This is a genomic window from Actinospica robiniae DSM 44927, from assembly GCF_000504285.1.
GTDB lineage: Bacteria > Actinomycetota > Actinomycetes > Streptomycetales > Catenulisporaceae > Actinospica > Actinospica robiniae.
In genome coordinates this window covers 9,064,797-9,089,687 of the sequence record NZ_KI632511.1, presented here as the reverse complement: position 1 = coordinate 9,089,687, position 24,891 = coordinate 9,064,797, and the positions used below count along the sequence as shown (strand labels likewise).

Annotated in this window: 23 protein-coding genes; 12 read left to right on the top strand and 11 right to left on the bottom strand. The window is 71.0% G+C overall.

The genetic code is table 11. The features are described 5' to 3' along the window. Window positions 1–187: 187 nt before the first annotated feature. Both ACTRO_RS39090 and ACTRO_RS39085 read left to right on the top strand, forming a co-directional pair. Window positions 188–793 carry a hypothetical protein gene (locus tag ACTRO_RS39090; protein WP_157436693.1) on the top strand — a complete coding sequence of 202 codons (606 nt, stop codon included), beginning with the start codon at window positions 188–190 and terminating at the stop codon, window positions 791–793. 881 nt (window positions 794–1,674) lie between these two features. Continuing rightward, window positions 1,675–2,694 (top strand): hypothetical protein, encoded by a 1,020-nt coding sequence (locus ACTRO_RS39085; RefSeq protein ID WP_034271429.1) that lies wholly within the window; start codon window positions 1,675–1,677, stop codon window positions 2,692–2,694. 255 nt (window positions 2,695–2,949) lie between these two features. Here the strand turns inward: ACTRO_RS39085 and ACTRO_RS39080 are convergent, their stop codons facing one another. Then, a complete protein-coding gene (locus tag ACTRO_RS39080; RefSeq protein ID WP_084316872.1) occupies window positions 2,950–4,410 on the bottom strand; it encodes a CaiB/BaiF CoA transferase family protein in 1,461 nt (486 codons plus the stop codon). 58 nt (window positions 4,411–4,468) lie between these two features. Here ACTRO_RS39080 and ACTRO_RS39075 point away from each other — a divergent pair, with 58 nt between their 5' ends. Then, a complete protein-coding gene (locus ACTRO_RS39075; RefSeq protein WP_211244564.1) occupies window positions 4,469–5,674 on the top strand; it encodes an AraC family transcriptional regulator in 1,206 nt (401 codons plus the stop codon). Between the two features lie 82 nt (window positions 5,675–5,756). Here the strand turns inward: ACTRO_RS39075 and ACTRO_RS39070 are convergent, their stop codons facing one another. Further along, on the bottom strand, window positions 5,757–6,200 hold the full coding sequence (locus ACTRO_RS39070; protein WP_034271426.1) for a hypothetical protein: 444 nt from the start codon (window positions 6,198–6,200) through the stop codon (window positions 5,757–5,759). Between the two features lie 133 nt (window positions 6,201–6,333). Here ACTRO_RS39070 and ACTRO_RS39065 point away from each other — a divergent pair, with 133 nt between their 5' ends. Continuing rightward, the gene (locus ACTRO_RS39065) at window positions 6,334–7,551 is read left to right on the top strand and encodes an acetyl-CoA C-acetyltransferase (RefSeq protein WP_034271423.1); all 1,218 of its coding nucleotides are present in this window, start codon (window positions 6,334–6,336) and stop codon (window positions 7,549–7,551) included. Between the two features lie 168 nt (window positions 7,552–7,719). Then, a complete protein-coding gene (locus ACTRO_RS39060) occupies window positions 7,720–9,954 on the top strand; it encodes a 3-hydroxyacyl-CoA dehydrogenase NAD-binding domain-containing protein (protein ID WP_084316871.1) in 2,235 nt (744 codons plus the stop codon). 91 nt (window positions 9,955–10,045) lie between these two features. Here ACTRO_RS39060 and ACTRO_RS39055 read toward each other — a convergent pair whose 3' ends face one another. Together ACTRO_RS39055 and ACTRO_RS47805 are read right to left on the bottom strand one after the other, a co-directional pair. Next, a complete protein-coding gene (locus ACTRO_RS39055) occupies window positions 10,046–10,288 on the bottom strand; it encodes a hypothetical protein (RefSeq protein ID WP_051452076.1) in 243 nt (80 codons plus the stop codon). Next, the gene (locus ACTRO_RS47805; RefSeq protein ID WP_034271421.1) at window positions 10,281–10,523 is read right to left on the bottom strand and encodes a hypothetical protein; all 243 of its coding nucleotides are present in this window, start codon (window positions 10,521–10,523) and stop codon (window positions 10,281–10,283) included. Before ACTRO_RS47805 ends, ACTRO_RS39055 begins: the two co-directional genes overlap by 8 nt. A 103-nt stretch (window positions 10,524–10,626) precedes the next feature. On the opposite strand from ACTRO_RS47805, the gene ACTRO_RS39045 reads away from it, so the two are divergent. After that, the gene (locus tag ACTRO_RS39045; RefSeq protein WP_034271418.1) at window positions 10,627–11,262 is read left to right on the top strand and encodes a TetR family transcriptional regulator; all 636 of its coding nucleotides are present in this window, start codon (window positions 10,627–10,629) and stop codon (window positions 11,260–11,262) included. 110 nt (window positions 11,263–11,372) lie between these two features. Here ACTRO_RS39045 and ACTRO_RS39040 read toward each other — a convergent pair whose 3' ends face one another. Beyond that, window positions 11,373–12,005 (bottom strand): vWA domain-containing protein, encoded by a 633-nt coding sequence (locus tag ACTRO_RS39040; RefSeq protein WP_034271415.1) that lies wholly within the window; start codon window positions 12,003–12,005, stop codon window positions 11,373–11,375. Between the two features lie 179 nt (window positions 12,006–12,184). Between ACTRO_RS39040 and ACTRO_RS39035 the strand changes: the two genes are divergently transcribed. The 3 genes from ACTRO_RS39035 (at window position 12,185) to ACTRO_RS39025 (ending at window position 14,418) form a co-directional block, all read left to right on the top strand. Further along, the gene (locus ACTRO_RS39035) at window positions 12,185–12,685 is read left to right on the top strand and encodes a BlaI/MecI/CopY family transcriptional regulator (RefSeq protein ID WP_245594618.1); all 501 of its coding nucleotides are present in this window, start codon (window positions 12,185–12,187) and stop codon (window positions 12,683–12,685) included. Window positions 12,686–12,694: 9 nt separating this feature from the next. Continuing rightward, a complete protein-coding gene (locus tag ACTRO_RS39030; RefSeq protein WP_034271414.1) occupies window positions 12,695–13,669 on the top strand; it encodes a M56 family metallopeptidase in 975 nt (324 codons plus the stop codon). Window positions 13,670–13,761: 92 nt separating this feature from the next. After that, entirely contained in the window at window positions 13,762–14,418 is a 657-nt protein-coding gene (locus ACTRO_RS39025) for a DedA family protein (RefSeq protein ID WP_051452075.1), read from the top strand. A gap of 25 nt (window positions 14,419–14,443) precedes the next feature. Here the strand turns inward: ACTRO_RS39025 and ACTRO_RS39020 are convergent, their stop codons facing one another. The 4 genes from ACTRO_RS39020 to ACTRO_RS39005 form a co-directional block, all read right to left on the bottom strand. Continuing rightward, window positions 14,444–15,484, bottom strand: a complete 1,041-nt coding sequence (locus tag ACTRO_RS39020; protein WP_034271412.1) for a glycosyl hydrolase family 18 protein — start codon at window positions 15,482–15,484, stop codon at window positions 14,444–14,446. Window positions 15,485–15,606: 122 nt separating this feature from the next. Beyond that, window positions 15,607–16,749 (bottom strand): glycosyltransferase, encoded by a 1,143-nt coding sequence (locus tag ACTRO_RS39015; RefSeq protein WP_034271410.1) that lies wholly within the window; start codon window positions 16,747–16,749, stop codon window positions 15,607–15,609. Continuing rightward, window positions 16,746–17,537: a DUF2334 domain-containing protein gene (locus tag ACTRO_RS39010; protein WP_034271407.1), complete on the bottom strand. Its 792-nt coding sequence runs from the start codon at window positions 17,535–17,537 to the stop codon at window positions 16,746–16,748. The genes ACTRO_RS39015 and ACTRO_RS39010 overlap by 4 nt, the downstream gene beginning before the upstream one ends. After that, window positions 17,534–18,712, bottom strand: coding sequence for a glycosyltransferase family 4 protein (locus tag ACTRO_RS39005; RefSeq protein ID WP_063628148.1), 1,179 nt, complete (start codon window positions 18,710–18,712; stop codon window positions 17,534–17,536). Before ACTRO_RS39005 ends, ACTRO_RS39010 begins: the two co-directional genes overlap by 4 nt. Before the next feature lie 429 nt (window positions 18,713–19,141). Between ACTRO_RS39005 and aspS the strand changes: the two genes are divergently transcribed. Further along, a complete protein-coding gene (gene aspS, locus ACTRO_RS39000) occupies window positions 19,142–20,464 on the top strand; it encodes an aspartate--tRNA(Asn) ligase (protein ID WP_034278748.1) in 1,323 nt (440 codons plus the stop codon). 38 nt (window positions 20,465–20,502) lie between these two features. Here aspS and ACTRO_RS38995 read toward each other — a convergent pair whose 3' ends face one another. Further along, a complete protein-coding gene (locus ACTRO_RS38995; RefSeq protein WP_034271404.1) occupies window positions 20,503–22,104 on the bottom strand; it encodes an FMN-binding glutamate synthase family protein in 1,602 nt (533 codons plus the stop codon). 87 nt (window positions 22,105–22,191) lie between these two features. Continuing rightward, the gene (locus ACTRO_RS48440; RefSeq protein ID WP_034271401.1) at window positions 22,192–22,704 is read right to left on the bottom strand and encodes a hypothetical protein; all 513 of its coding nucleotides are present in this window, start codon (window positions 22,702–22,704) and stop codon (window positions 22,192–22,194) included. A 250-nt stretch (window positions 22,705–22,954) separates the two neighbouring features. Here ACTRO_RS48440 and ACTRO_RS38985 point away from each other — a divergent pair, with 250 nt between their 5' ends. Further along, window positions 22,955–24,163, top strand: coding sequence for a sensor histidine kinase (locus ACTRO_RS38985; RefSeq protein ID WP_169740011.1), 1,209 nt, complete (start codon window positions 22,955–22,957; stop codon window positions 24,161–24,163). Then, complete coding sequence (locus ACTRO_RS38980; RefSeq protein ID WP_245594617.1) at window positions 24,160–24,870, top strand: response regulator transcription factor; 711 nt, start codon at window positions 24,160–24,162, stop codon at window positions 24,868–24,870. The genes ACTRO_RS38985 and ACTRO_RS38980 overlap by 4 nt, the downstream gene beginning before the upstream one ends. The last annotated feature ends 21 nt before the right edge of the window (window positions 24,871–24,891 follow it).

The following is a 24,891-nucleotide window of genomic DNA, read 5'->3' as shown; positions in this document are numbered from 1 at the left end:
AGGGCACGGGCCCGAGACGGGATTCGACGGCGGGTGGCGACGAGACGGGACGGACGGGGAGAGCGGGCCGCGCGGCGGAGGCGCGAGCGGCCCGAGAGCCCCGCGACGCCCCGACCGGGATCACTCGAGCCGGCCTCCCCGGACGTAGCGGATTTCGAGCACGAGCAGAAGGAAGGAACGGTCGATCATGGCGACATTTCCGGTGGTCCGCGTCCGCGTCGGCGCGGCGAGCAGCGCGGCGGTGGTCACGCTCCTGGCCACCGCGGCCCTGGGCAACCAGGCGCTGGCCGGCTGGCGCACCGCGCGCGCGAACAGCGACGGCTGGAGCGGCTGGGTGAGCGTGCTCTTCAGCCCGCTGCAGCTGACCGGCTGGCGCTTCAGCGCCCCCAGCGGCGCGGACAGCACAGACCACTGGCTGGCCCCGCTGGTGTTCAATGTGATCCTGGTAGCCGGCTCGGTGTTCCTGGTAGCCCTCACCGCCCGCGGCGGCGGTCGCCTCGCCGTCGGCCTCGCGACCTGGGGCGCGGTCACCACGGCGGGCGGCATAGCCGCAGCCGTCTGCACCCCCCTCGCCTACGCCGGCGTCAAAGGCCAAGCGGCGCAAGCCTTCCAGCTCAGCGTCCCCATGGGCCTGGCCCTAGGCTTCATCCTCGGCTTCATCGCCGGAATCCTCGCCCTCATCTTCGGCGGCGAAGGCGCCGCGGCCGCCAGCTCCGCAGAGCCCGCCCCCAACCAGTACGAGAACACCGCCACCCTCCCGATGCCCGGCATCACCTGGCCGAACACCGACTAGCCGCGCGCGGCGCGCCCCGGCCGGCCGCGCCGTGGGCCCGGAGTACCCACCCACTCCCGCGCCCGCGGCGCCCCGGCACGCACCCTGCTGAGCCCGGTCAGCCCGCAACCCCGTGACCCTGTCACACAACGCAACGCGACGCTGCGACCCAACGCCGCGATGCAACCTGTTGACCCCACGACTCAACCCCTTGCCCGCACCTGCACGTCACCCAGGCCACCGAAGCAGCCGGCGAGCCTGCGCCACGGACCCGATCCCCAAGCAGAGCGGCGTATACGGCCCCTCGCAAGGACGGACCCGACCAAACGCCCGTGCGGGCAAGGCAAGTCGCCTCGCCGCGTCCCGGCATCTCAGCTTGCCCCACTTCCCACCTCCGCTCGGTTCCTCTCACCCGAGTCTGATCGAGCTGCTTCTGCGCCGCCCTCCGCTGACTGCCCTGTCCTACCGCGCCCTTCGCTGCCCGGCCATGCCCCGCCCCACCACGCCCTGGCTCGCCATCCACATAAGTGATGCGCCTACCCGCACCGTCGCTTCACCTCCATCTCCGCCCTCTGCTTGCCTCCCTTCTTGCCTCCCTGCTTGCCTCCATTCGCCCATCACTCTGCCCATCTCCGCCCATCTCCGCCCACCCTTCATCGATCTTCCTTCGTCGATCCGGCGCGCTCGCACCCAATCCCCGCCCTATTCGCTCGCCCGCAGAGCCTTTACTCGCCCATCCGAGCTACAGTCCACGCTCCAGTACGCCTATATGCCCACCCTGCCGACCGGATGAATGTGCCCCGCTGATCCTCCACAGTCCCCGATCAAGCCGCACGCTTGATCTGTAAGCGCTTGACAGCAGGTCGCTGACCAAGCGGGGGTTCAGGCCAAGGGTGGGGATCATGAGTCGTAGGAATGGCAAGGCGACCAACAGGAAGCAGGACAAGGTCGGCCGCAGCGGCGTCGCCGGTGCGCGGCGCGCGGCGGGGCGGCGGGCGTGGCCCGTGCTGCGCTCCGACCAGGTGGTCGGGATCGCACTGCTGGCCGAGGAGCCGGAGTGGCGGGCGATGGCCGAGATCAATCACCTGTTTGATTTCCCGGACTACGCGGCCTACCTCGCCGATGTGGAGCGGCGGATCAAGGCGGTCGCGCGCACCGGCCGTCACGTCATCGTCGGCCAGCTCATGCCGGACCAGTTCGAGAGCCGAGCGGACGCGGCCGGACTGCCCCGCGACAGCCCGCGAGCGTTGCGGGAGTACGAGCAGTACGTCGCGGAACTAGGTCCGTTGTCCGAGCCCTGGCAGGGCGAGCCGATCGAGGTGGTACTGGCGCGGCTGCGCGCACACGTCCGGGCCGAGGCGTTGCAGATGATTGCGATGCCCGCGCTCGCCGACGCCGCGTCGCTGCACCGAGATCCGGACGAAGCCGTGCGCCGGGCGATGTCGCAGGGCGCGCACGCCTTCATGGCGCTGGTCGAGCAGGCCGGAGACGGTCAGCACGAGCTGAACGTCGTCGTGGAACTCGTCGGCGCCCGTCTCGACTACACGCTGCCGTACACCAAGTGCGGCCACATCATGGCATTCCCCGATGACGGCGGCGAACAGCTCGTGGTGATCTTCCTGTCGATCGCGAGCCTGGCGGAGCGCCCCGGCCACCTGCTTCTCCGCTCTCGGTTGCACCCGTCGTTCTTCCCGCGGAGGCGCACGCCGCGCCCGTCGCCTGGCACACCGGAAGCGAGGCGCGAGGAGTCGACGTTGCGGGGATGGAAGCTCGGCGGCTTCACTCCGAAGCCGCTGAGCGAGGGCCAACTGTTCGCGCTCGTGTGCACCGGCCCCGACGGCGGGCCGGTCCCGCCCGAGCCCGGCGTGCACTTCGCGGCTGCGCTGCCGCTCATCTCGGACGGCCTCGGATGCTGTGAATGAAGATCAGCACTACGCTCTGGCCCCTGTTCTGGGCCGCGCCTCAGCCAGTTCTGTTCAAGCTGACCACCTCGCGTTCGCAGCTCAGACAAGCGGGCGTGTGCCTCTGCATCCAACTCGCCGCCCTCTGCCGCAACCTCATGCGCTCCGCCCGTCGCGCGTTCTCCCGTATGGCGACGCCGCCCACTCAACTATCAACTCAGTCGAGCAGCGCACCGCCTTCAAGCCATGCGGATCCGACCGCTCCGCGCTCGCCCATCACGTTGCCACCACGCCCTCCGCCTGCAGTGCGCGAATCTCCTCCTCCGGGATCCCCCACTGCGCGAGCGCCGCGGCATGCTCGCCAGGGTGCGGTGCGGGCGAGGCGACTGCTCCGGGCGTTCGGGAGAAGCGTGGCGCCGGCGCAGGCTGCACGAGGCCGGCCACCTCCGTGAACGTTCCGCGGGCAACGTTGTGCGCATGGCTGTGCGCCTCGAACGGGCTCAGCACCGGAGACACGCACGCGTCGGTATCGGCGAACGAGTCCGCCCACTCGTCCCGGGTGCGGGTACGGAAGACCTCGGCGATCCGAGCTCTAAGTTCTGGCCATCGGGCGCGCTCATGCTGAGCCGGAAGGTCGGTCGAGTCGGCCAGCCCGAGTCCCGAGAGCAACTGCGCCCAGAACTGCGGCTCCAGCGCACCGACGGCCACGAAGCGACCGTCCGCACACTCGTACGTCGCATAGAAAGGAGCTGATCCATCGAACAGATTCGTCCCCCGCTGCGTCTCCCAGAGGCCGCTGGCTCGCAGGCCATGCAGGAGGGCGGTGATCAAGGCCGATCCCTCGACCATCGAAGCATCGACGACCTGGCCGCGCCCCGATTGTTCTCGTTCGAACACCGCGGCAAGGACACCGACGACGAGCAACATGCCGCCGCCGCCGAAGTCCGCGACGTAGTTCAACGGCGGTAGCGGAGGGCCGTCAGACGGGCCGAGCGGCTCGAGGGCACCGGCGAGCGAGAGGTAGTTGATGTCGTGACCGGCCCGGGCGGACAGCGGACCGTCCTGTCCGTAACCGGTCAGCCTGGCGTAGATCAGACGCGGGTTACGCGCCGCACATTCCTCTGGGCCGATCCCCAGCCGCTCGCAGACGCCCGGGCGGAAGCCCTCGACGAGCACGTCAGCATGCTCGATGAGACGCAACAGGGTCTCGACTCCTCGCGGATGGCGCAGATCGATCGCGACGCTCTGGCGACCGCGGCCGAGCGGATCCGGCGGCGGCACACCGGGCGGAACGCCGCCGGTCTCCGACAGCGGCGTACCAGGCGGAACGCCGCCGGTCTCCGACAGCGGCGTACCAGGCGGAACGCCGCCGGTCTCCGACAGCGGCGCATCAGGCGGAACGCCGCCGGTCTCCGACAGCGGCGCATCAGGCGGAACTGCGCCGATCTTCCGCGCCGGCGCGGCGGGTGGAGCGCTGCCGATATGCGGCGGGGCGACGCGGTTCTCCGCCGCGTCCGACGCGAAAACCGGCGGGGAGGTGGGGGTGGGGAGGGGGGCGGGGGCGGGGACACCAACCGAGTCTGCTTTGAGCCGCGCTGGAACGATATCGGGCCGATCGATGCGCAGAACGTCGGCGCCGAGGTCCGCCATCACCGTGCAAGCGAACGGAGCAGGGGCGAGGCTGGCGAGTTCAATGACACGAAGGCCGACGAGCGGGCCCGTCCTGTGCGGCGTCATACAGCGAAGCGTAGGCGCGGCATATCATCGGCTCTTATGACCGAAACGCTCATGTGCGTTGACCATTCGGCGCGCGTCGCACGTCGGCCGGCGCCGTGCCCGTGAGCCGAGCATCGGCGCGAGTCGGATCGCGCTCGAGGCCCGGATGCTGACACGTACCGTGGCGATGCACCACGTCCGCGCGGCGCTCCGCGGCGCTGAGCGGTCGGGGCTCGATGTGGAGATGCTGCTGGATCGAGCGGGGATATCGGCCCCGCTGCTCCAAGTGGAGCAGGCGCGGGTATCGACTGACCGCTTCGCTCAGCTGATCAAAGAGCTATGGCTCGCGCTGGACGACGAGTTCATCGGCTCTGGGCCCGGGTCGTGTCGCATCGGCACCTTCGCGATGATGTGCCACGCCACGGTACATTGCAGCCGCGACTTGCGGATGGCATTGCGCCGGGCCGCCGAGTTCTACGCGCTGTTCCCCTCGGGTCCACGTTTCCGCCTGGTCGAAGTCGAGGTCGCTGCCGGCGGCCCGGTCCTCACTCGCGGGAACGTCGACGGCGAGCCCACCACGCCGAATGCGGTCGCAAGCAACGACGGCGCGGCCAGCAGCCAGAAGGGGCACGTCGGCGAAGCGCGGATCGAGTTCGACCTGACGCCGGACGAGGATCCGGATCGCTTCCGCGCCGAAACGCTGCTGGTTGTCGCCCATCGGTTCTCGGGCTGGCTGATTCGGCGTCGGATACCGCTGTTGCGCGTCGAACTCGCTTACCCCGCGCCGTCCCACGCGCTTGAGTACGACCTACTCTTCGGCGTGCCGTGCCGGTTCGATGCGCCCGTCACCGCAGCCGTGTTCGACCGTGCGCTGCTCGACGAGCCTGTGCTCCAGGACGAGGCGGGCATCGCCGCGTTCCTCCGCCGCGCTCCGGAGGATGTGCTGGCGCGGATCGACTACGGAAGCACCAGCGCGACGCGTGTGCGCAGGCTGCTCGGCCAATCGCTGCCGGGCGGCTGCATGCTTACCGAGGGCGAGGTCGCCGAGCGTCTCTCCGTCAGCCCGCAGACGTTGCGACGCCACCTGGCGGCCGAGGGCACGGGATTCCAGCAGTTGCGGGACCAGATGCGCCGTGACCACGCTATCGCCGCCCTCGCCGACGGACGGACGCCGATCGAGCAGATCTCCGCGCAGTTGGGCTTCTCCGAGCCCAGCGCCTTCCACCGCGCGTTCAAGCGGTGGACGGGCTCGACGCCCCGCGCATACCAGCCAGGTGGCGGCTAGCCGAGCCGAGCCGAGACGGGCCGGGCCGAGCCGAGCCGAGCCGGAGACTCTCGCCGGATGGGGGACGTGACGCACCGGCTGGTCAGCGTCCGATGTCCTCGATGCGGCGGAAGCGTGCTGCGGACCAGGTGCCGTCGAGCGAGATCAAGCTGACGCCGTGCCAGCCGAGATCGGTGAAGGCCGGCATGAGCGAGTCGCGGACTAGGTCGCTCGCGCCACCCTTGCGGTAGGCGATCCACACCTTCGTGCCCTGAGCAGCCCGGCTCAGCACCGCCGGTGCGGTCCTCCGAAGCTGCGCGCTGTCGGCAGCGAATAAGACGATGACGTCGGCAGTCGCGGTGGCTGAGGCTTCAACGGCGGCGGTGCCGTCGGCTGCGGCTCCGATTGCGGTTCCGGCAGTGGCTGCGGCGGTGACGACGACGTCGGCGGGCAGGTCGCCGATGGGCGAGGGGCCGTCGGGCGCGTTCACGACCTCCAGCGTGGAGGCCGGGCGGATTCCAAGCTTCTCGGCGTTGGTCTTTGGCACGACGCGCCCCTCTCGGCAGGGTGGATAAAACAGTCTACGTGAACTGCCTGACTCACTCGGGCAATCCGATCGGTCAACTGTAACGAGCGCGGGGGTCATGGGCGGCTGGGTGCGGCGGGGCTAGCGTGCCGCCATGACCACCCTCACGTCCACTTCCGCGCTCATCTTCGACGCGGTGCGTACGCCACGCGGCAAAGGGAAGAACGGCTCGCTGCACGGGGTGAAGCCGGTCGAGCTGGGCGCGACTGTATTGCGGGCGCTGGCTGCGCGGAATCGGCTCGACACTTCGGCGGTGGACGACGTCGTCTTCGGGGTCGTCTCGGCTGTCGGCGAACAGGGGGCGGACTTGGCCCGCTCTTCGGTGCTCGTCGCCGACTGGGCGGACCGGGTGAGCGGGCTTCAGGTCAACCGGTTCTGCGGGTCGGGGCTGGAGGCGGTGAATCTCGCCGCGGCGAAGGTCGCTTCAGGGTTCGAGGACCTGGTGGTTGCGGGCGGCGTCGAGTCGATGTCTCGGGTGCCGATGGGGTCGGACGGGGGCGCGTGGATCACCGATCCGGCGACCAACCGCAAGTTGGGGTTCGTACCGCAGGGCGTCAGCGCGGACCTGCTCGCGACGCTCGATGGGTTTACCCGCGCGGAGCTCGACGCGCTGGCCGCCGCTTCCCACGCTCGCGCGGCGGAGGCACAGAAGCAGGGACGGTTCGGCCGGTCTCTCGTTGCCGTGACAGACCAGAACGGGCAGTTACTTCTGGACCACGACGAGGCGGTTCGGCCGCAGACCACGGTCGACGGGCTCGCGGCGCTCAAGCCGGCGTTCGAGTTCTACGGTGATCTCGGCTTCGACGCCGTCGCGATCGACCGGTATCCGCACGTCGAGCGGATCGCGCACGTCCACACAGCGGGCAACTCGTCCCAGATCGTGGATGGCGCGGCGGCGGTGCTGGTCGGCAACGAGCGGGCGGGGCGGGCCCAGGGGCTGACGCCGCGGGCGCGCGTGCTCTCCACCGCGACGATCGGGGTCGAGCCGACGCTCATGCTCGGCGGCCCCGCGCCCGCGACGCGCAAGGCGCTGGATCGGGCGGGCCTGAGCCTTGACGACATCGACTTGTTCGAGGTGAACGAGGCCTTCGCGTCTGTGGTGCTGCGATTCCAGCGGGAGTTGGGGGTGTCGACCGAACGGGTGAACGTGTCGGGGGGCGCCATCGCTCTGGGGCATCCGCTCGGCGCAACGGGGTGCATGCTCCTCGGCACGTTGATCGATGACCTCGAGATACGCGGCCTGAGGCGAGGAGTGGTGACGCTCTGCGTGGGCGCGGGGATGGCGGTCGCCACGGTGGTTGAACGTGTGTAGGCGAGGCGGAAGGGGCGCAAGGGTGCGGCGCGGAGGTGGAAACGGAGACAGAGTCGGACACGGAGCCGGAGACGGAGAGGGTGGACGCGGAGGACGGCGCGTAGGGCGGGGGCAGCCGGAGCCGGGACGGACCGACAGATCGACGGACGATGACGGAGTGAGCGAGGTATGAGCCAGGTGGCTGACGGGCAGGGTGGCGGGCGCGATGCGGCTGCGGGCGGCGGTTCCTCAGGCCCCGAATACATCCGGTGGCGCGAGGATGACGACGGGGTCGTCACGCTGACGCTCGATCTGCCGGGCTCGGCGAACGTCATGAATGCGACTTATCGGGCCGCGATGGGCGCGATCGTTGCGCGGCTCGAGGCTTCTCGGGCTGACGGCTCCCTCTCAGGGATCGTCATCACGTCCGCGAAGAAGAGCTTCTTCGCCGGGGCGGATCTCAATGAGCTCATTCGCGTGACGCCCGCTCTGCTCGACGAGTTCGTCTCGGTGGCCACCGATGTCAAGGACCAGATGCGGCGGCTGGAGCGGCTGGGCGTGCCGGTTGCGGCGGCGGTGAACGGGAGCGCGCTGGGGGGCGGGCTCGAGCTTGCGCTGGCTTGTCACCATCGCGTCTGTTGGGACGATCCTTCGGTGCGGATCGGGCTGCCGGAGACCACGCTGGGGCTGCTTCCGGGCGGGGGCGGGGTGACGCGGTCGGTGCGGATGATGGGGGTTCAGGCGGCGCTGGGGCTGATCACCGAGGGGCGGCAGCTTCGGCCTGCGGCCGCGTTGGCGGCGGGGTGGGTCGACGAGCTCGCTTCGTCGCCGGCGGACGCCGTGGAGCGCGCGCACGCTTGGGTGCTCGCCCATCCTTCGGCTGTGCAGCCGTGGGATCGGCCGGGTCACCGGGTACCGGATCTTCAGCCGCTCGATCCTTCGAGCTATGGCCTGCTCAGCGCGGCGCCTGCGGTTTCTTATCAGCGCACGCACGGGTGTTATCCGGCCGTGGACGCGGCGATGGCGTGCGCGGTCGAGGGGGCGCTGCTGGACTTCGACACCGCGCTGGCGGTTGAGGGGCGCTACCTGACCGAGCTCGTCTTGGGCCAGGTCTCCAAGAACATGATCTCGGCTTTCTGGTTTCAGCTCAACGAGATCAACGCGGGCGGGTCGCGGCCGCAGGGGTTTGCGCGTGTGCCTGTTCGGCGGGTGGGTGTGCTGGGCGCGGGGATGATGGGTGCCGGCATCGCGCACGTGAGTGCGCTGGCGGGGATCGACGTCGTACTCAAGGACGTCGATCTGGACGCGGCCGCTCGCGGCAAGGCTTCCATCGCCGAGCGCGTCGAACGCGACGTGGCCAAGGGCCGGCTCGACGCGGCGGCGCGCGACGCTCTGCTCGGCCGCATCACGCCGGTCGACTCGTATGGCGCGCTGGCGACGTGCGATCTGGTCATCGAAGCCGTATTCGAGGACAGATCCGTGAAGAACGCAGTGCTCGCTGCCGCGGCGACAGTCGCGCCGGCGGTCCTGGCTTCGAACACCTCGACGCTGCCGATCAGCGGCCTCGCCGAGGCTGTGGCCGCGCCGGATCGGTTCATCGGGCTGCACTTCTTCTCGCCGGTGCATCGCATGCGGTTGGTGGAGATCATCCGTGGCACCGAGACGTCGGACGAGACGCTTGCGCGCGCGTTCGACTTCGTCTTGCAGATCAAGAAGACTCCGATCGTGGTGAACGACAGCCGCGGCTTCTTCACCTCGCGGGTCTTCGGGACGTACCTGACTGAGGGCATTGCGATGCTGGCCGAGGGGCTGCCCGCAGCGCTGGTGGAGAACGTGGCGCGCAAGGCGGGGATGGCGCTGGGGCCTCTGGAGGTGTGCGACGAGGTGACGTTGACGCTGCCGTTGAAGGTGCGGGAACAGGCGCTGCGGGACGGCGAGGCGTCGCAGCTTACTGATGGTCACCCGGCTTACGGCGTGCTCGAAGTGATGGTCGCGCTTGGACGCACGGGTAAAACCGCGGGAGCAGGGTTCTACGACTACTCATCTGACGGCGGGAAGCGGCTGTGGCGCGGGCTCGCGGAGAAGTGGGGGCGGGACAGCGAGAACACGAGCGTGCACGGATCGGTCGGCGCGAAGCACGACGCGGCCGAGCAGGAGGTGCGGGATCGGCTGCTCTACATCCAGGCGCTGGAGACCGTACGGGTCATGGACGAGGGTGTCCTGCGGGCTGTCGCCGACGCGAATCTGGGTTCGATCTTCGGGATCGGATTTGCGCCTTGGACTGGCGGGACGCTGCAGTTCGTCAACTCGGTCGGGCCGGCGGCTTTCGTGGAGCGGGCGGATTTCCTGGCCGACACCTATGGCGAGCGCTTCCGGCCGCCGGCTTCGCTGCGGGAGTTGGCGGCTAGAGGCGATCGATTTTGAGAGAACGACCGGAATGGCAGCACACTGACTATTGCTCAGTATGCTGCCATCGCCGACAGCCGGGCAGCCGAGCAGCCGCGGGATGTGGCTGCTAGCCGAGGAATCTCCAGTTGAGCGAGCCGCCGCTGCCCGCGCGGAGCGCGAGGTAGGCGAACACGGCCAGGTCGGCGACGCCGAGGAGCAGCGCGAGCGCGGCGCGGGCGCGCCGGGTGCGGTCGCGGCGCAGCGCGGCGGCACCGAGGATGATGGCGAGCGGGCCGAGGACGAGGTTGGCCACCAGAAGGCCGACCAGACCGCTGATGAACGCGATCGGTGCGAGGCGGGTCTCAGACACGGTGCACCGCCTCGGAGTGTCGCCGGGTGGTCTCCCTGACTGAAGCGGCGGAATCAGCCGCCGAGCCGTTCGCCGACCGTCCACCGGAGCGGGCGCGCAGGAGCGCACGAGCGGCGTAGAGCAGCAGCCAGAGTGCGATCGCGGCGGCCATGGCGAGGCCGACCGGGCCGGTGACGAAGGCGAGCGCGCCGACGAGCAGGGCGAACAGGACGGCGGCCAGCATCAGGAACAGCATGGGCCACTCCCCCTTCCCAGGTTGGGCTAACAACTGTTCACTGAAATCAAGAGTACCCTCGCCTGGGACAGCAAACAGTCGTTCACCGAGTGAGGTCGGCCACATGACCGTAGACGAGCTGCCGCCGCGCCGGGCAAGGAAGCTGGCGACGCGTCAGGCGCTGCTGGACGGCGCGCTGCGGCTGCTCGAGCAGCAGAGCCTGACCAGCCTGGGGCTGCGGGAGGTCACCCGGGAGGCGGGGATCGCGCCGGCCGCGTTCTACCGGCACTTCACCGACCTGGGCGAGCTGGGGGTGGCGCTGGTGCAGGAGTCCTTCGGCAGTCTGCACGCGCTGATCCGGGACATCCGCACTCCGGGCGCCGACACCGAGGACGTCATCCAGCGCTCGGTCGAACTGGTCGCGGCGCACGTGCGGGCGCACCGGGCGCACTTCCGCTTTCTGGCCCGGGAGCGGTACGGCGGAGTGGCCTCGGTGCGGTCGGCGATCGCGGCGGAGCTGGACTCCTTCGTCGCCGAGCTGCTGGCCGATCTGGCGGCGCAGCCGGAGTCCACGGGGTGGAGTTCGCCGGAGCTGGCCGTGCTCGCCCGGCTCTATGTCAATGTTCTCATGCTCACCGCCGCGGCGATGGTCGAGGCCGGGCCGGGCGACCCGGCCGCGGAGGAGAGCATCGTGGCCGAAGCCCTGATACAGCTGCGCTTGCTCACGGTCGGGCGCCGGCATTGGACCGCGGAACGCTGAGCAGCCGGGCCGCAGCCGCGGCCGGGCCACCACCTGCCGCGCCGCAGTCCCGGCCCACAGCCCACAGCCCACAGCGAAGAACTGCGGCAGGCGACGCCCGCCGGCGGCCTTCAGTCCTCGCTCGCCGCTTCGACCCGCTCCTGCTCGGTGAATCCGTAGCCTTCGCCGCGACGGCCGCGGGCCATGGCCTTGGCGACGGAGCTGTACGTGCCGGCCACGCCCCTGGCCGTGGGCACGAAGGTCATGGCATGCGCGGCCGGGATGCCGTAGGCGGTGGCCACCTTGGTCGCGTCCATGTTGGCGCCGAGGAACAGGATCTTCCAGTTGTAGACCTCCTGCTGCTCGCGGATCATCGCCTCGATCTGGCCGCGCTTGAACTCGCGGGAGGAGTTCTCGAAGCCGTCGGTCGCGATGACGGCCTCGACGATGCCGGGGCGCTCGTTCTCGGGGAGCTGGGCGAGCCAGGCGCCCTCGCGCTGGAACGCGTAGCCGACAGCGTCCAACAGCGCGGTGCCGCCGCGTGGCACCAGGCTGTAGGCGGGCACGTCGGTCAGAGCGAGGTGCTCGAAGACCACGTCGTGCTCGGTGTCGAACTGGTAGAGCGAGGCGGTGCCCCAGCCTTCTTCACCGGCCTGGCCGGTGAAGAGGCCGTTGATCCCCTCCTCGGTCGCTGCCCGGCAGGAGTGCATCGAGCCGGACCGGTCGACGATCATGATGATGTGGCGGTAGGCAGGATTCGTCATGGCTCGAGTGTGCCGGAAACGCATGGATAAGGATGCTGCATCGACGGAACGCACCGGGACGAGCACGGACGGTGTCCGGGGTGCAGCGCGCCGGGGTGGTTTGACCTGCTGTGGCAGACTGGGGAAACGGGCCGCCGGCCGAGATGCCGCGGCCGGAAGAGCTGAGGAAGGGAGGGCGCGTGCGAGCAGAACGCAAGCCGGTCGGAAGCGACTCCGGCGGACATCAGGCCGCTGAATCGGCTGAAGCGGTCGAGTCACCGGCGGTCTCGCGCCGCGCTGCGGGCTCCCTGGAGTCGGCCGTCCTCGGTGTGCTGTGGCAGGCGAAGGAGCCGCTGAGCCCGGGCGAGGTGCGCGAGCAGCTGGCGCGGGCCGGCGGCGGTGACGCCGCGGCCGCGGAGCTGTCGTACAGCACGGTGGTCACGATCCTCACCAGGCTGCACGACAAGGGCGCGCTGAGCCGGGAGCGCGACGGGCGGGCGTTCCGCTACGCGCCGGTGGCCGATGAGGCGGGGCTCGCCGCCCGGCGGCTGAGCCAGCTGCTCGACCGCGCGCCCGACCGGGAGGCCGTGCTCTCCCGCTTCGTCGAGGACCTGTCCGAGCGCGACGAGCGCCTGCTGCGCGAGCTGCTCGGCGGACGCGCAGATGGCGCGGACAGCGCGGACGGCACCGGAGCGAAGTAGGCGGCAACCGTGCAAGTCCTGATCCTGCTGACTCTGCTCTTCCCGCTCCTCTCGGCGCCGATGGCCCGGACAGTCGCGCGCCGGGTCGAGCCTCGGCGGGCGACGTGGCTGCTGACGGCCGCCGCGCTGCTGCTGGCCGGGACGAGCTGCGGGGCGCTCGGGCTGATCGTGCTCGCGGAGCTCGTGCGGATTCCGGCGTTCGCCCGTTTCGGCCACCTCTCGCTCGACGTCATCGCGGCCGGGCAGTTCCCGAGCCCGTGGACGGCGGCTCCGGCCGGGGTGCTGTTCGGCGCGGCCGTGTTCGCGACAGGTGCGTTCGCGCTGCGGCGGGCGCGTGCGTTGGGCGATGCCCGGCGTCACGCCCGGGAGCTGCCGGGGGTCGGCGAGCTCGTGGTCACGGGCGATGTCGCCGCCGACGCCTACACCGTGCCGGGGCGTCCGGGCCGCATCGTGGTGTCCACCGGCATGCTCGATGTCCTCGACGAGGGCGGGCGCAGTGCGCTGCTCGCGCATGAACGCGCGCACCTGGCCTCGCGCCACCATTGGTTCACGGCCGGCGCTCGGCTTGCCGCCGCAGCGAACCCGCTGGTCAGGCCGCTGGCGACGGCGGTGGAGTACGGGGTCGAGCGCTGGGCGGACGAGGCTGCCGCGGCGGCCGTCGGCGATCGGCGGCTGGTCGCGCAGGCCATTGCCCGAGCCGCGGTGGCCGCCAAGGCGACGCGCCCGCATCGGTCCGTCGGCGCCGTGCTCGGTGCCGTCCTGCCGGAGGGTCGCGGCTGGGGCGGGCGCCACAAGCAGGACACGCTGGCCGGAGCGGGTCCGGTGCCCCGCCGCGTCGCCGCGCTGCTCGCTCCGGCGCCGCGCGCCGGCCTGCCCGCGACGGCGCTGTGCCTGTTCGTGCTCGGGATCGCGGCGCTCTGCGCGCTGCAGGCGGCCGACCACTTGCAGGACGTTCTCGAGTTCGCGCGCGTCAAGCTGCGCTGAGGGCCCGGGCGCCCGCGCCATCATCTACGCTAATGTAGAAGTTCTACAAGCCTGTAAATGCCGCGCGCCCGGCTCTAGCCTCGGAGCAGCTCTTGACCCTCGCCGCCGCCTCGCACCTGCTCGCCTTCAATCCGCTCAGTCCGAACTCGTGGCTGTCCGCGCTCGGCGCCTTCGGCGTGTTCCTGGTGCTCTTCGCCGAGACCGGGCTGCTCATCGGGTTCTTTCTGCCCGGCGACTCGCTGCTGTTCACCGCCGGACTGCTGTGCACCACCACTCCGGGCCAGAGCGTCCATCTGAATCTCGCCGGCGTCCTGCCCGCCGCCGCGCTCGGGGCGCTGCTCGGTGCGCAGTGCGGGTACTGGCTCGGGCGGCGCGGCGGACATTCACTGCTCGAACGGACCGACAACAAGCACCTGAAACGGGGCGTGGAGCGGGCCGAGCAGATCCTCGGCAAGTACGGGCAGGCGAAGGCGATCGTGCTGGCCCGGTTCATCCCGGTGGTGCGCACGGTGCTCAACCCCGTGGCCGGTGTGCTGGAGGTGCCCGGGCGCACGTTCCTGCTGTGGCAGACGGTCGGCGGCCTGGTCTGGTCGCTCGGCGTGACGCTGGCCGGCTACGGGCTGGGTTCGCGCATCCCTAACATCGACCACTATCTGCTGCCGATCGTCGCCGCCATCGTCGTACTCTCGCTCATCCCGCTGGTCGTCGAGCTCGTTCGGGCCCGACGCGACAGCGCGGCGCCGAAGTGACGCCGCGCTGAACCGACCGCGCGTGTCAGTGCCGGATGAAGGTCTCGAACGTGTGGCTGAACTGCCAGGTGGACTGGGCGATGCCGGAGCAGACGTCGCTGCCGGCCGTGCCGACGCACCCGCCGTTGTCGCGCTCGAGCGCCCAGAAGGAGAGCTCCGCGATGCCCGTGCGGGCGGCCCACCGCTCCACGTAGGCGGCGTCGGCCGTGGTGAGTACCTCGGGCGGGCCGTAGTCGTCGATGCCGACCATCTCGGTGATGCCGAGCATGTGCCAGAGCTCTTCGACGCTCTTGTGCGGGTAGATCGAGCGCAGTTGCGCGATGACGGCGTCGGCCGCGGTGACCGTGTCCTTGCCCATCTCGTGCGGCTGGTCATCGTAGTAGTCGAAGGTCATGATATTGATGATGTCGATGCGCGCGTGGTTCGCCACGGCGTTCTGCAGGATGCCGGTTCCGTCGGGCTCGTCCAGACCGGTCATGTTCGTGCCGATCGTGTAGACGAACTGCACCGTGCGGTGCTGGCGCGCGGCCCACTGCTCGACCAGTGCGATCGCCTTGTTGCGCCGGTCGATCCCGGCGGCGTTGGTCTGCGAGAAGTCCTCGACGTCGAAGTCGAGCCGGGTGACGCCGTAGGTGGTGATCACCTGCTCGTAGTCGGCGGCGATCTTGCCGACGTCGGTGCAGCTGTCGGCGATCTCCTCACCGGTGGAGTCGGCGCCGTAGCCGCCGAAGGACGGGATGACGTCGCCGCCGCGCGCCCGCATCTTCGCGATGGACGCACCGTAGGTGGCCCAGGAGATGGGCGTGCTCGGGTCGCCGTTCCAGTCGATGGTGCAGGAGCCGGGCGCCGGGGTCTGGATGAACGCGAGTGTCAGGTATTTGTCACCCGATTCGGCTGACAGGACGGCCGGATCGTCACCGGAGTAGCCCTCGAAGTAGGGGGCGAAGATGTGCTGCGGCAGCGTCCGGGCCGACGGGCCGGAGGCTGACGCGTGCGCCGTGACGGGTCCGGCCGCCATGAGCAGCGCGGTGGCCAGCACCGCGCCGGCGGTGCGGGATCGATTCACCGGCGATCCTCCTTGAGAGATAGGAAGGAAGGTTTACTTACACGCCGGGGACTCTAGGATCCTCGCCTCGTGGTGTCAAGGGTCTGGCGAGCGGAAGAGGGCGAGCCGGACCCGGAGCCGGATCACACCGCGATCAAGGACTTGCTGCGGCGGCGGCCGGTCGCGACGGCGGTGTGCACCTCGAGCATCTCGGCGACGGCCCGCGACCAGGGGTGCCGCTCGGCCTGCTCGCGGGCGGCGGCGCGCCGGTGCGCTTCCGGGCGCGCGATCAGGTCGAGGACGCCGGCGGCCATGCCGACGCCGGTGGGCGGCGCGATCACGCCGGAGTCTTCGCCGAGCAGCTCTCCGGCCGCGCCGCCGGCGGCGGCCACCACCGGCGTTCCGCAGGCCAGCGCCTCGAGCACGGTCAGCCCGAAGGTCTCGACCAGACACGGGGCGAGCACCGCGTCCGCGGCGGCGAGGCAGTCGGCGAGCACGTCCCGATCGGCGACGTGGCCGTGGAAACGGACCGGCGCGTGGATCGCCAGCCTTCTGAGTTCGGGCAGGGCCGGCCCGGTGCCGTAGACGTCGAGGACGACCGGGTGGCCCGCGCTCGCCAGGGTCCTGACGGTGGCGATGGCGAGCCCGGCGTTCTTCTCCGGTGAGAGCCGGCCGGCGTAGGCGAGGCGCACGCTCGAGCCGGGCTCCGGCCGCATTAGCGCCGGGTCGCGGGGGCGGAAGACGTCGAGGTCCACGCCCAGCGTCACGCGGCGCATCGAGCGCACGCCCAGGCCCTTGAATTCGCCTTCTGCGAATGCCGAGGTGACGACGACCGTGTCGAAACGCGAGACCACACGCTGGTTCCAGGCGCGGATGGCAGCGCGGGCGGGCGGGGTCGAGCCGGTCCGCGGCAGCCGGGCGGGCACGATCGCGTCGAGGCGTTCGTGCGAGAAGAGCACCGTGCCGACGCCCCGCCGGGCGGCCCAGTCGGCGACGGCCGTGAGCGTGTACTTGTCGGAGACCTCGATGACGTCCGGGTTCAGCCGCTCCAGCAGGCGCTCGACCGATCCGGTTCGCAGGATCATGCGATAGCCGCCGCCGACCGCCGTTCCGGGCACGGTGATGGTCGTTCCGGAGCCAAGCTCCCACACCTGCCATTGCCGTCCCGGGACCACGAGGATCCGCTCGTGCCCGGCCGCGGCGTAGCCGGCCCCGAGGGTGTCGACCGCCGTGCGCAGGCCGCCGGACGTGGCGCCGTAGCAGTTCGCGAGCTGGACGATCCTCACGAGCCGACCGGGTGCAGAGCCTGCGCGATCAGCTGCGCGTACGTGGTGGGGCGGGCGCCGAGTTCCAGGGCTTCGTCGATCGCGCGCAACGTCGCTTCGCGCAGGCCGGCCCGGGCCAGATCGTCGGGGTGCAGGGCGATCCGGAACGCACGTCCGGCCCGTGCGTATCGGCGGGCGGAGCTTGTCATGAGTCTGACACCGAGTTGCTCGCCGAAGCCGCCGGGACGGTGCGAGAGCGCGAACGCACCGATCCGAACGGCCGCGTATTCGAGCCCTGTGACGTCGTCGGGTACAAGCGCGTGCACGGCAAGATGCGTGCTGTAGTAACGAAATCCGAGATTTCGCAGAGCCCTAATTCCGTCGGACGAGATCAGCCAGCCCGGCGGATGGAAGCCCAGCGGCCGGATGCCGACCGACTCGAGTTCGTCCAAGCCCTCCCGCAGCCGCTCGGTCGCCTGCTCCTGCGGCAGCGTGGCGAACTCGGCTGCGCCGCGTGCGAGGAGCTGCGCCGCGCCGCGACGCCACATCGGGCCCTGACCGCGTACGGCTTGATGGTGCAGGCCGTGCAGCGCCAGCTCATGGCCGCGGCCGTGGGCGTCGAGCATCGCCTCGACCAGCTCCCGGTCTTCGGCGAGCCGACGTCCGCGCCACGGCCCCGGGACGAGCAGCAGCGTCGCGGGGATGCCACGTGCGTCGAGGTCGGACAGCCAGCGCATCGACTGGGCCGCCGTGCCCGGGGCGATGTCATGGATCGAGATGACGACAGGCCCGGCCGCAGGTGCGTTCACGCTGCCGCCGCCCCCGGCCCGGCCGAAGTGTCGAGCAGCGGGACCGCGTGCAACGCCGTGGGAGCGCCGAGCTGCACTCGGGCGCGGCACACGTCCTGGTAGTGCGTCAGCAGCTGGTCGTTGACGGCGTTCCAGGTGCGATGCTCCACCGCCGCGCGGGCCTGGACGCCCCAGCGGGCGCGCAGATCTGCGTCCCCGACCAGCCGGGCGACCGCGGCGCGCAGCTCGGCCCGCGAGTCGGGGGCGAACAGCAGCCCGGTGCGTTCCGGCTCGACCAGGTCGAGCGGGCCGCCGGAGGCCGGGGCGACCACGGGCACGCCCGAGGCCATCGCCTCCTGCACCGCCTGGCAGTACGTCTCGTCGGCGCCCGTGTGCACGAACACGTCCAGGCAGGCATAGGCCTGGGAAAGCCGCTTGCCGTCGAGGAATCCGAGGAACAGCGCCTGCGGAAGCAGAGCTCGCAGACGCTGCTCGGCCGGGCCCTCGCCGACGATCACGAGCTTGACCCCGGGGATGTCGGCCAGGCTGGTGAGCATCTCCACCCGCTTGTCCCCGGCCAGCCGGCCCACGTAGCCGACCATGACCTCGCCGTTCGGGGCGAACGCGCTGCGCAGCGGCTCGCTGCGGTGGTTCGGATGGAAGCGCTCGGCGTCCACGCCTCGGCGCCACATCGCCAGCCGCGGCACGCCGCGCTCCTCGAGCTGCCGGAAGCTGGCGGTGGAGGGCACCAGGGTGCGGTCGGCGAGCCGGTGCACGTGCCGCAGCCAGGACCAGATCGCCCGATCGGTGCCGCGGAACCCGTACCGGCGGGCGAATCCGGCGATGTCGGTCTGCCAGACCGCGACGCTCGGCACGCCGAGTTTGCGCGCCGCGTAGGCACCGGCCGCGCCGACCACGATCGGCGAGGCCAGGTGGACGACATCGGGCTCGAACTCGCGCAGCCGCCGCTCCACGGCCTTGGTCGGCAGCCCGAGCACGAAGCTCGAGTAACCGGGCAACCCGACGCCGCGCACGCACGCGACCCGGTGCCCGGCGTACCGCTCCGGCCCGGGGCCGGGCGCGATGATCAGTGCTTCATGGCCGCGGTGCTCGAGGTGCTCGAGAACGCGGCAGACCGAGTTCGTCACCCCGTTGACCCGGGGCAGGAAGGATTCCGTGACCACAGCTACCCGCACGGGCACATCGTGCGGCGGCAGTGTGCATCGCGAACCTCGGCTCCGGGTGCAATCGGAGAACGTACGATGACGTCTTAGCTGCTCCGGGCACGTGGCGCCCAAGCGTCAATCATGTTGCATCCCGCGGCCACAAGGCCTTAACCTCGACGCAACGCGCTGACGGAGACCAAGTAACCGTACCGGATCCGCAGGCTTGTGAGAGAGCCGCCCCTAGGCTGCGAGGGCGGGCCTGCCCGGCGGTGAAGACCCTCCCGAGTGCGGGGAGGAACGACGCGGCGCCCGGCCGCGGCCAATGCCCCGCCGGTTCGCCCCCGTGACAAGGCTTCGAGGCCGCCGATGACGGCGGCGAAGGTGCGGTGGTACCGCGAGTGCCCCTTCTCGCCCGCATCTGAAAAGGGATCACCACGACATGTCGCTAGGACTGTGATGATGATCCACACCGTTACCGAGACCCCACGCGTGCTGGCGGCCGAGCTGCCCGCGCACGCCGGCCGGCAGGTCCGGCTGCAGGGCTGGCTGCACCGACATCGGGCTTTGAAGTCCGTCTCCTTCCTCATTCTGCGGGACCGCAGCGGCCTGGCCCAGGTCGTGTGCGCCACGCCCGCCGAGCTGGCCGCCGCGGCGGAGCTCGGCGAGGAGACCGTGCTGGAGGTCGTCGGCACGGCGACCGCGAACCCGCAGGCCCCGGGCGGGGTCGAGCTGACCGGGCCGAGTATCACGGTCCTGTCTAGCAAGGCCGAGCAGCCGCCGTTCGAGCTCTATCGGCCGGTGGTGGCGGCCACCTTGCCGGTCGTGCTGGACCACGCGCCGGTCGCGCTGCGCCATCCCCGGCTGCGCGCGCCGCACGAGCTGGCGGCGGCCTCGGTCGCGGGCTTCCGGGCGGCGCTGGACGCGGCCGGGTTCACCGAGATCCACACGCCGAAGCTGGTGGGCTCGGCGACCGAGTCGGGCGCGAACGTCTTCGGCGTGGAGTACTTCGGCCGGCGCGCCTACCTGGCCCAGTCGCCGCAGTTCTTCAAGCAGATGATGGTGGGCGTGTTCGAGCGGGTCTACGAGACCGGCCCGGTCTTCCGAGCCGAGCCGAGCGACACCGTCCGCCATCTGGCGCAGTACACCTCCCTCGACGCCGAGCTCGGGTTCATCACGGACCACCACGAGGTGATGGCGGTGCTGCGCGAGGCGTTGGTGGGCATGGTGGAGGCGATCCGCACGCGGGCCGGTGCGGCGTGCACGCTGCTCGAAGCCGTGCTGCCCGAAGTGCCGCCGCGCATTCCCGAGATCCACTTCGCCGACGCGCAGGAGTTGCTGGCCGCGCACAGCGGCTGGGACCCGCGTGGGGAGCCGGACCTGGCGCCGGCGGACGAGCGCTGGCTCTCGGAGTGGGCGAAGCGGGAGTTCGGGAGCGAGTTCCTGTTCGTCACCGGGTACCCGATGGTCAAGCGGCCGTTCTACACCCACCCGGAGCCAGGCCGGCCGCAGCACTCGAACAGCTTCGACCTGCTCTTCCGCGGCCTGGAGCTGGTGACGGGCGGTCAGCGGCTGCACCGGTACGAGGAGTACCTGAGCGCGCTCGCGGCCCGGGGCGAGTCCCCGGAGCCGTACGAGGGCTATCTGCAGGCCTTCCGGCACGGGATGCCGCCGCACGGCGGCTTCGCGCTCGGCCTGGAGCGGTGGGTGGCGCGGCTGATCGGCGTCGAGAACATCCGGACGGCCACGCTCTTCCCGCGCGACCTCAACCGGCTGACGCCCTAGCGCCGAAGCCGGCTGTGCCGGCCCGCCGCGTCCGCCCGTCAGCAGTGGCGCGCGGGCGCGGCCAGGCCGAAGCGGTCCGGGTCGGCCGCTGCCCAGTCCGCGGCCCAGTCCTGGGGCGCCTCGGCCAGCAGCTCTCCGGGCTCGAGCCAGTGGTAGAGGTCTGTGAAGGTGCGCACGGCGTGGTGGTCGACCCGGCGGTAGAGCATGCCGGGGCCGAGCTCCTGCGGCCCGGCCAGGCCCATCGAGGCGATGATCTGCTGCGCCTCGGCCACGGTGGCCTGCTGGTAGCGGCGCACCCGCTCGCTCTTGTCGGTCACGTCCAGGGCCCGGTACCGCCGCGGGTCCTGGGTGGCCACGCCGGTCGGGCAGTGGTTGGTCTGGCACTTCTGCGCCTGGATGCAGCCGACCGCCATCATCATGGCGCGCGCGGCGTTGGTGTAGTCGGCACCCTGGGCGATCCGCTTGACCAGGTCCATGCCGGTAGCGATCTTGCCGCTGGCGCCGATCCGGATGCGGTCGCGCAGACCGGTGCCGACCAGCGCGTTGTGCAGCGTGATCAGGCCGTCGGTCAGCGGCATGCCGACGTAGTCCTCGAACTCCAGCGGCGCGGCGCCGGTGCCGCCCTCGGCGCCGTCGACGATGATGAAGTCGGGGGTGACCTGCTCGGCGGCCATCGCCTTGCAGATCGCGAGCAGTTCCAGCCGGGAGCCGACGCACAGCTTGAAGCCGGTCGGCTTGCCGCCGGCGAGCTCGCGCATGCGGGCGATGAAGAGCACGAGTTCGCGCGGCGTGTGGAAGACGCGGTGCGCGGGCGGGCTGACGCACTTGACGCCGACCGGCACGCCGCGGATGTCCGCTATCTCGGGCGTCACCTTCGCTCCGGGCAGCACGCCGCCGATGCCGGGCTTCGCGCCCTGGCTCAGCTTCAGCGAGACGCACTTGACCTGGGCGTCGGCGGCCTTGTCGCGGAACTTGTCCGGGTCGAAGCCGCCGTCGGGGGTGCGGGCGCCGAAGTAGCCGCTGCCGAGCTCCCAGATCAGGTCGCCGCCGCCCTCCCGGTGGTAGGCCGAGATGCCGCCCTCGCCGGTGTCGTGGGCGAACCCGCCCTTCGCAGCACCCTTGTTCAGTGCACGGATCGCGTTGGCGCTCAACGCTCCGAAACTCATCGCCGAGACGTTCAGCAGGGCCATCTCATAGGGCTGAGTGCAGTCCGGGCCGCCGATGCGCACGCGCGGCTGCTCCTCCTCGGGCTGCCTCGGCGCGGCCGAGTGCACGACGAATTCGTGCCCTGATTGCTCCACGTCGCGCTCGGTGCCGAAGGCCTGCTCGCCGTGGGTTCCCTTGGCGCGCTGATAGATGACGGTGCGCGTGTCCCGGTCGTAGGGCCGGCCGTCGTAGTTGCGCTCGATGAAGTACTGCTGGAGCTCGGGGCGTATGTACTCCATCAGGAAGCGCATATGGCCGAGCACGGGGAAGCTGCGCAGGATCGTGTGGCGCCGCTGCAGCACGTCCCACAAGCCCACGAGGAACAGCAGCGTCAGCGGGACGGCGGCGAACAGCCACCAGAGCGAGACCGCCGCCGTCAGCCCGGCGGCGAAGCCGGCGAGCAGCAGCAGCACCGGCACGAAGAAGAGGCCCATGGCCCCCGAACCTACTGCATGCCCGCTGACACGCCTTCAGCTCCGCGGCCCGGAAGGGCGGCGGAGCTGAAGGCGTGTGCGGGTGGGTCACGCCTCGGCCGGGGCGAGCCGTGCGGCACGGGCGGCCAGGCCGAGGGTCCGGGCCACCAGCATCGCGATCGCCATGAACACCAGCGCGTCGGTCAGGCCGGCCACGGTCAGGTCGTGCGCCTCGCCGAAGTGCACGAGCTGGGTCGGGAACCAGTGCACGCAGCCGTAGGAGAAGGCGGCCCGCGCCGCGATCACCGTGGTCCACAGCGCCGCGTAGCCCCACCCGGCGCTCGAGACCGGCTTTCCGGTCTCCGGCAGGCGGCGCACCCGCAGCAGAGCTGCCGCCGCGAGCCCGCAGACGATGCCGAGGGCCACGCCGGCGATCTCGAGGGTGAGCCCGGTGCCGGAGGAGGCCGGGCTCTTGATGAACAGCGGGACGATCACCGCGGCCACGATCAGGGGCCGCAGGATCCGCGCCTTGCCGACCTTCCGGGCCGGCCCGAGGTCGGTGGCGAGGACCGCGACCAGGACCAGAGCGTTCACGAGCATCGCTTGCGTGAGAGTAGACATTCCGTGCTCCGATCTCGCCGCCGCCGAGGTGGCGGGGGAACCTGTCGTGCTGACGAGTCCCACTCTCGCCGCAGGGCCGGTACCACCGGATCGGAGCGCGCGCCGAAGCCCGGTACCAGGTCAGGGTGCGGACGGATACAACCGTGGTACCAGGCGGCCTGGTACCACGCGGCGACGACGCGGGTGCCGGACCGTTCCTAGGCTCGTGTGTATGAGTGCGAGAGCTGCGCGGAATGAGGATACTGAGGTCGTGTCGTTGTCGATGGCCTGGGTCAGCCGCTCGTTCGCGTTCTTCAGCATCACCCTGGGCACCATCCTGACCGCGGTGCACGGGCACGACGGGCGGGTGCTTATCGTGCAGGCCGTCGGGCTGGCGATCGTGGGCGCGGCCATAGCGGCCTGGACGCTGATCGAGTCGCGCACCCCGCCGAACACGCCGCCGCGGCCGTCGCTCTACCTCGCGCTGGGCACGGTCTGCGTGGTCTCCGGGGTGCTCTCGGCGACCCACAACGGCGCGTGGACGATCGTACTGGCGGGCATCGCGACGATGGTCGCGGGCGGTGACATAGCGCTGCTGCCGGCGGTCGCGATCACCGCCGCCGGGGTGGCGTGCACGCTGGTCAGCTGCGTCGTCAACAGCCTGACCAGCGGCGCGGCGCTGATCGGGCTGCCGGTCACGATCGTGACCGGTCTGACGATCGGACTGCGCCGGCGCGCCTACCGGGTGGAGGCGGAGCAGTCCGCGGAGCTGCTCGCGCGCACCCGCCAGGTGCAGGACCTGCAGCGGCGGGCCGACGTGCTGGACGAGCGGACCCGGATAGCGCGCGAGATCCACGACGTGCTCGCGCATTCGCTCGGCGGCCTCGGCATCCAGATCCAGGCGGCTCGCGCCGTGCTCACCGACTCCGCCGACATCGAGACGGCGCTCTCGGTCCTCGGCACGGCGCAGCGGCTCGCCTCGGACGGCCTGACCGAGACGCGCCGGGCGCTGCACGCGCTGCGCTCGGACACGCTCTCGCTCGACGAGGAGCTGCGTTCGCTGGCCGAGCAGCACGGCGGGATGCACCGGGCGAAGGTCGAGTTCGAGATCGCCGGGACGCCGCGGGAGCTGCCGGCCGCCGCGTCGATCGCGCTGCTGCGGGTGGCCCAGGAGGCGATGGTCAACGCGGCCAAGCACGGCGCGGGCGAGGCGATCGAGCTGCGCCTGGACTACGAGGCCGACCGGGTGCGCCTGACCGTGGCCAACCGGATCGCGGCGGCCGGCCAGAAGACGCAGGCCCCTGCGATGCAGACGGCCGACGCAGGCTACGGCCTGGCCGGGATGCGCGAACGTCTGCTGCTGATCGGCGGTAGTCTGCACGCCGGGCCGCACGACGGCAGGTGGACCGTCACCGCCGAACTCCCGCACGTGCCCACTCCGGCACGGCCGACGACGGAAGGCAGGGACGGCGAGCAGTGAGCACGGATGCGCAGGCGGGGGGCGGAGCGGCGGGCCAGGGCGGCGCGGCGGCGGTGCGGATCGTCATCGCGGACGACCAGGCCACCGTGCGTCAGGGCCTTGAACTGCTGCTCGGCGGTCTGAAGGACGTCGAGGTGCTGGCCAGCGCGGCGAACGGGGAAGAGGCGCTGGAGCTGGTCGAACGGCATGCGCCGGACGCGATCCTGCTCGACCTGCACATGCCGGTCCTCGACGGCATCGCCACGACCAAGCGGCTGGCGGCCGAGCACCCCCAGGTCGCGATCGTCATTCTGACCACGTACGCCGACGACAGCTCGGTGCTCGAGGCGCTGCGGGCCGGGGCTCGCAGCTACCTGACGAAGGACGCCGACCGCTCCGACATCGCCGGCGCCCTACACGCCGCGGTTCGCGGGCTGTCCGTGCTCGACCCGGGCGTCCAGGCGCGCCTGCTCGCCGCCGCCGCGGCGCCATCGGCCCCGGCGGCGGAACCCGCCGCCGAGCCCGCCGGACTGCCGGACGGCCTGACCCGGCGCGAGGCCGAGATTCTCGGCATGATCGCGCGCGGTATGACGAACGGCGAGATCGCCGAGGCATTGTTCCTCAGCGGCCACACGATCAAGACCCACATCAACCGGATCTTCACCAAGACCGGCTCGCGGGACCGGATGGCGGCCGCGCAGTACGCCAAGGACCACGGTCTCGCGTAAGGGCCGCGCCGGCGGGACAGG

Coding starts and splice junctions, on each gene's coding strand:
- aspS (WP_034278748.1), top strand. CDS start 19,142: ATGATCCACACCGTTACCGAGACCCCACGCGTGCTGGCGGCCGAGCTG.
- ACTRO_RS39040 (WP_034271415.1), bottom strand. CDS start 12,005: ATGACGAATCCTGCCTACCGCCACATCATCATGATCGTCGACCGGTCC.
- ACTRO_RS39090 (WP_157436693.1), top strand. CDS start 188: ATGGCGACATTTCCGGTGGTCCGCGTCCGCGTCGGCGCGGCGAGCAGC.
- ACTRO_RS39080 (WP_084316872.1), bottom strand. CDS start 4,410: ATGACGCCGCACAGGACGGGCCCGCTCGTCGGCCTTCGTGTCATTGAA.
- ACTRO_RS39065 (WP_034271423.1), top strand. CDS start 6,334: ATGACCACCCTCACGTCCACTTCCGCGCTCATCTTCGACGCGGTGCGT.
- ACTRO_RS38995 (WP_034271404.1), bottom strand. CDS start 22,104: ATGGGCCTCTTCTTCGTGCCGGTGCTGCTGCTGCTCGCCGGCTTCGCC.
- ACTRO_RS39085 (WP_034271429.1), top strand. CDS start 1,675: ATGAGTCGTAGGAATGGCAAGGCGACCAACAGGAAGCAGGACAAGGTC.
- ACTRO_RS39060 (WP_084316871.1), top strand. CDS start 7,720: ATGAGCCAGGTGGCTGACGGGCAGGGTGGCGGGCGCGATGCGGCTGCG.
- ACTRO_RS47805 (WP_034271421.1), bottom strand. CDS start 10,523: ATGCTGTTCCTGATGCTGGCCGCCGTCCTGTTCGCCCTGCTCGTCGGC.
- ACTRO_RS39045 (WP_034271418.1), top strand. CDS start 10,627: ATGACCGTAGACGAGCTGCCGCCGCGCCGGGCAAGGAAGCTGGCGACG.
- ACTRO_RS48440 (WP_034271401.1), bottom strand. CDS start 22,704: ATGTCTACTCTCACGCAAGCGATGCTCGTGAACGCTCTGGTCCTGGTC.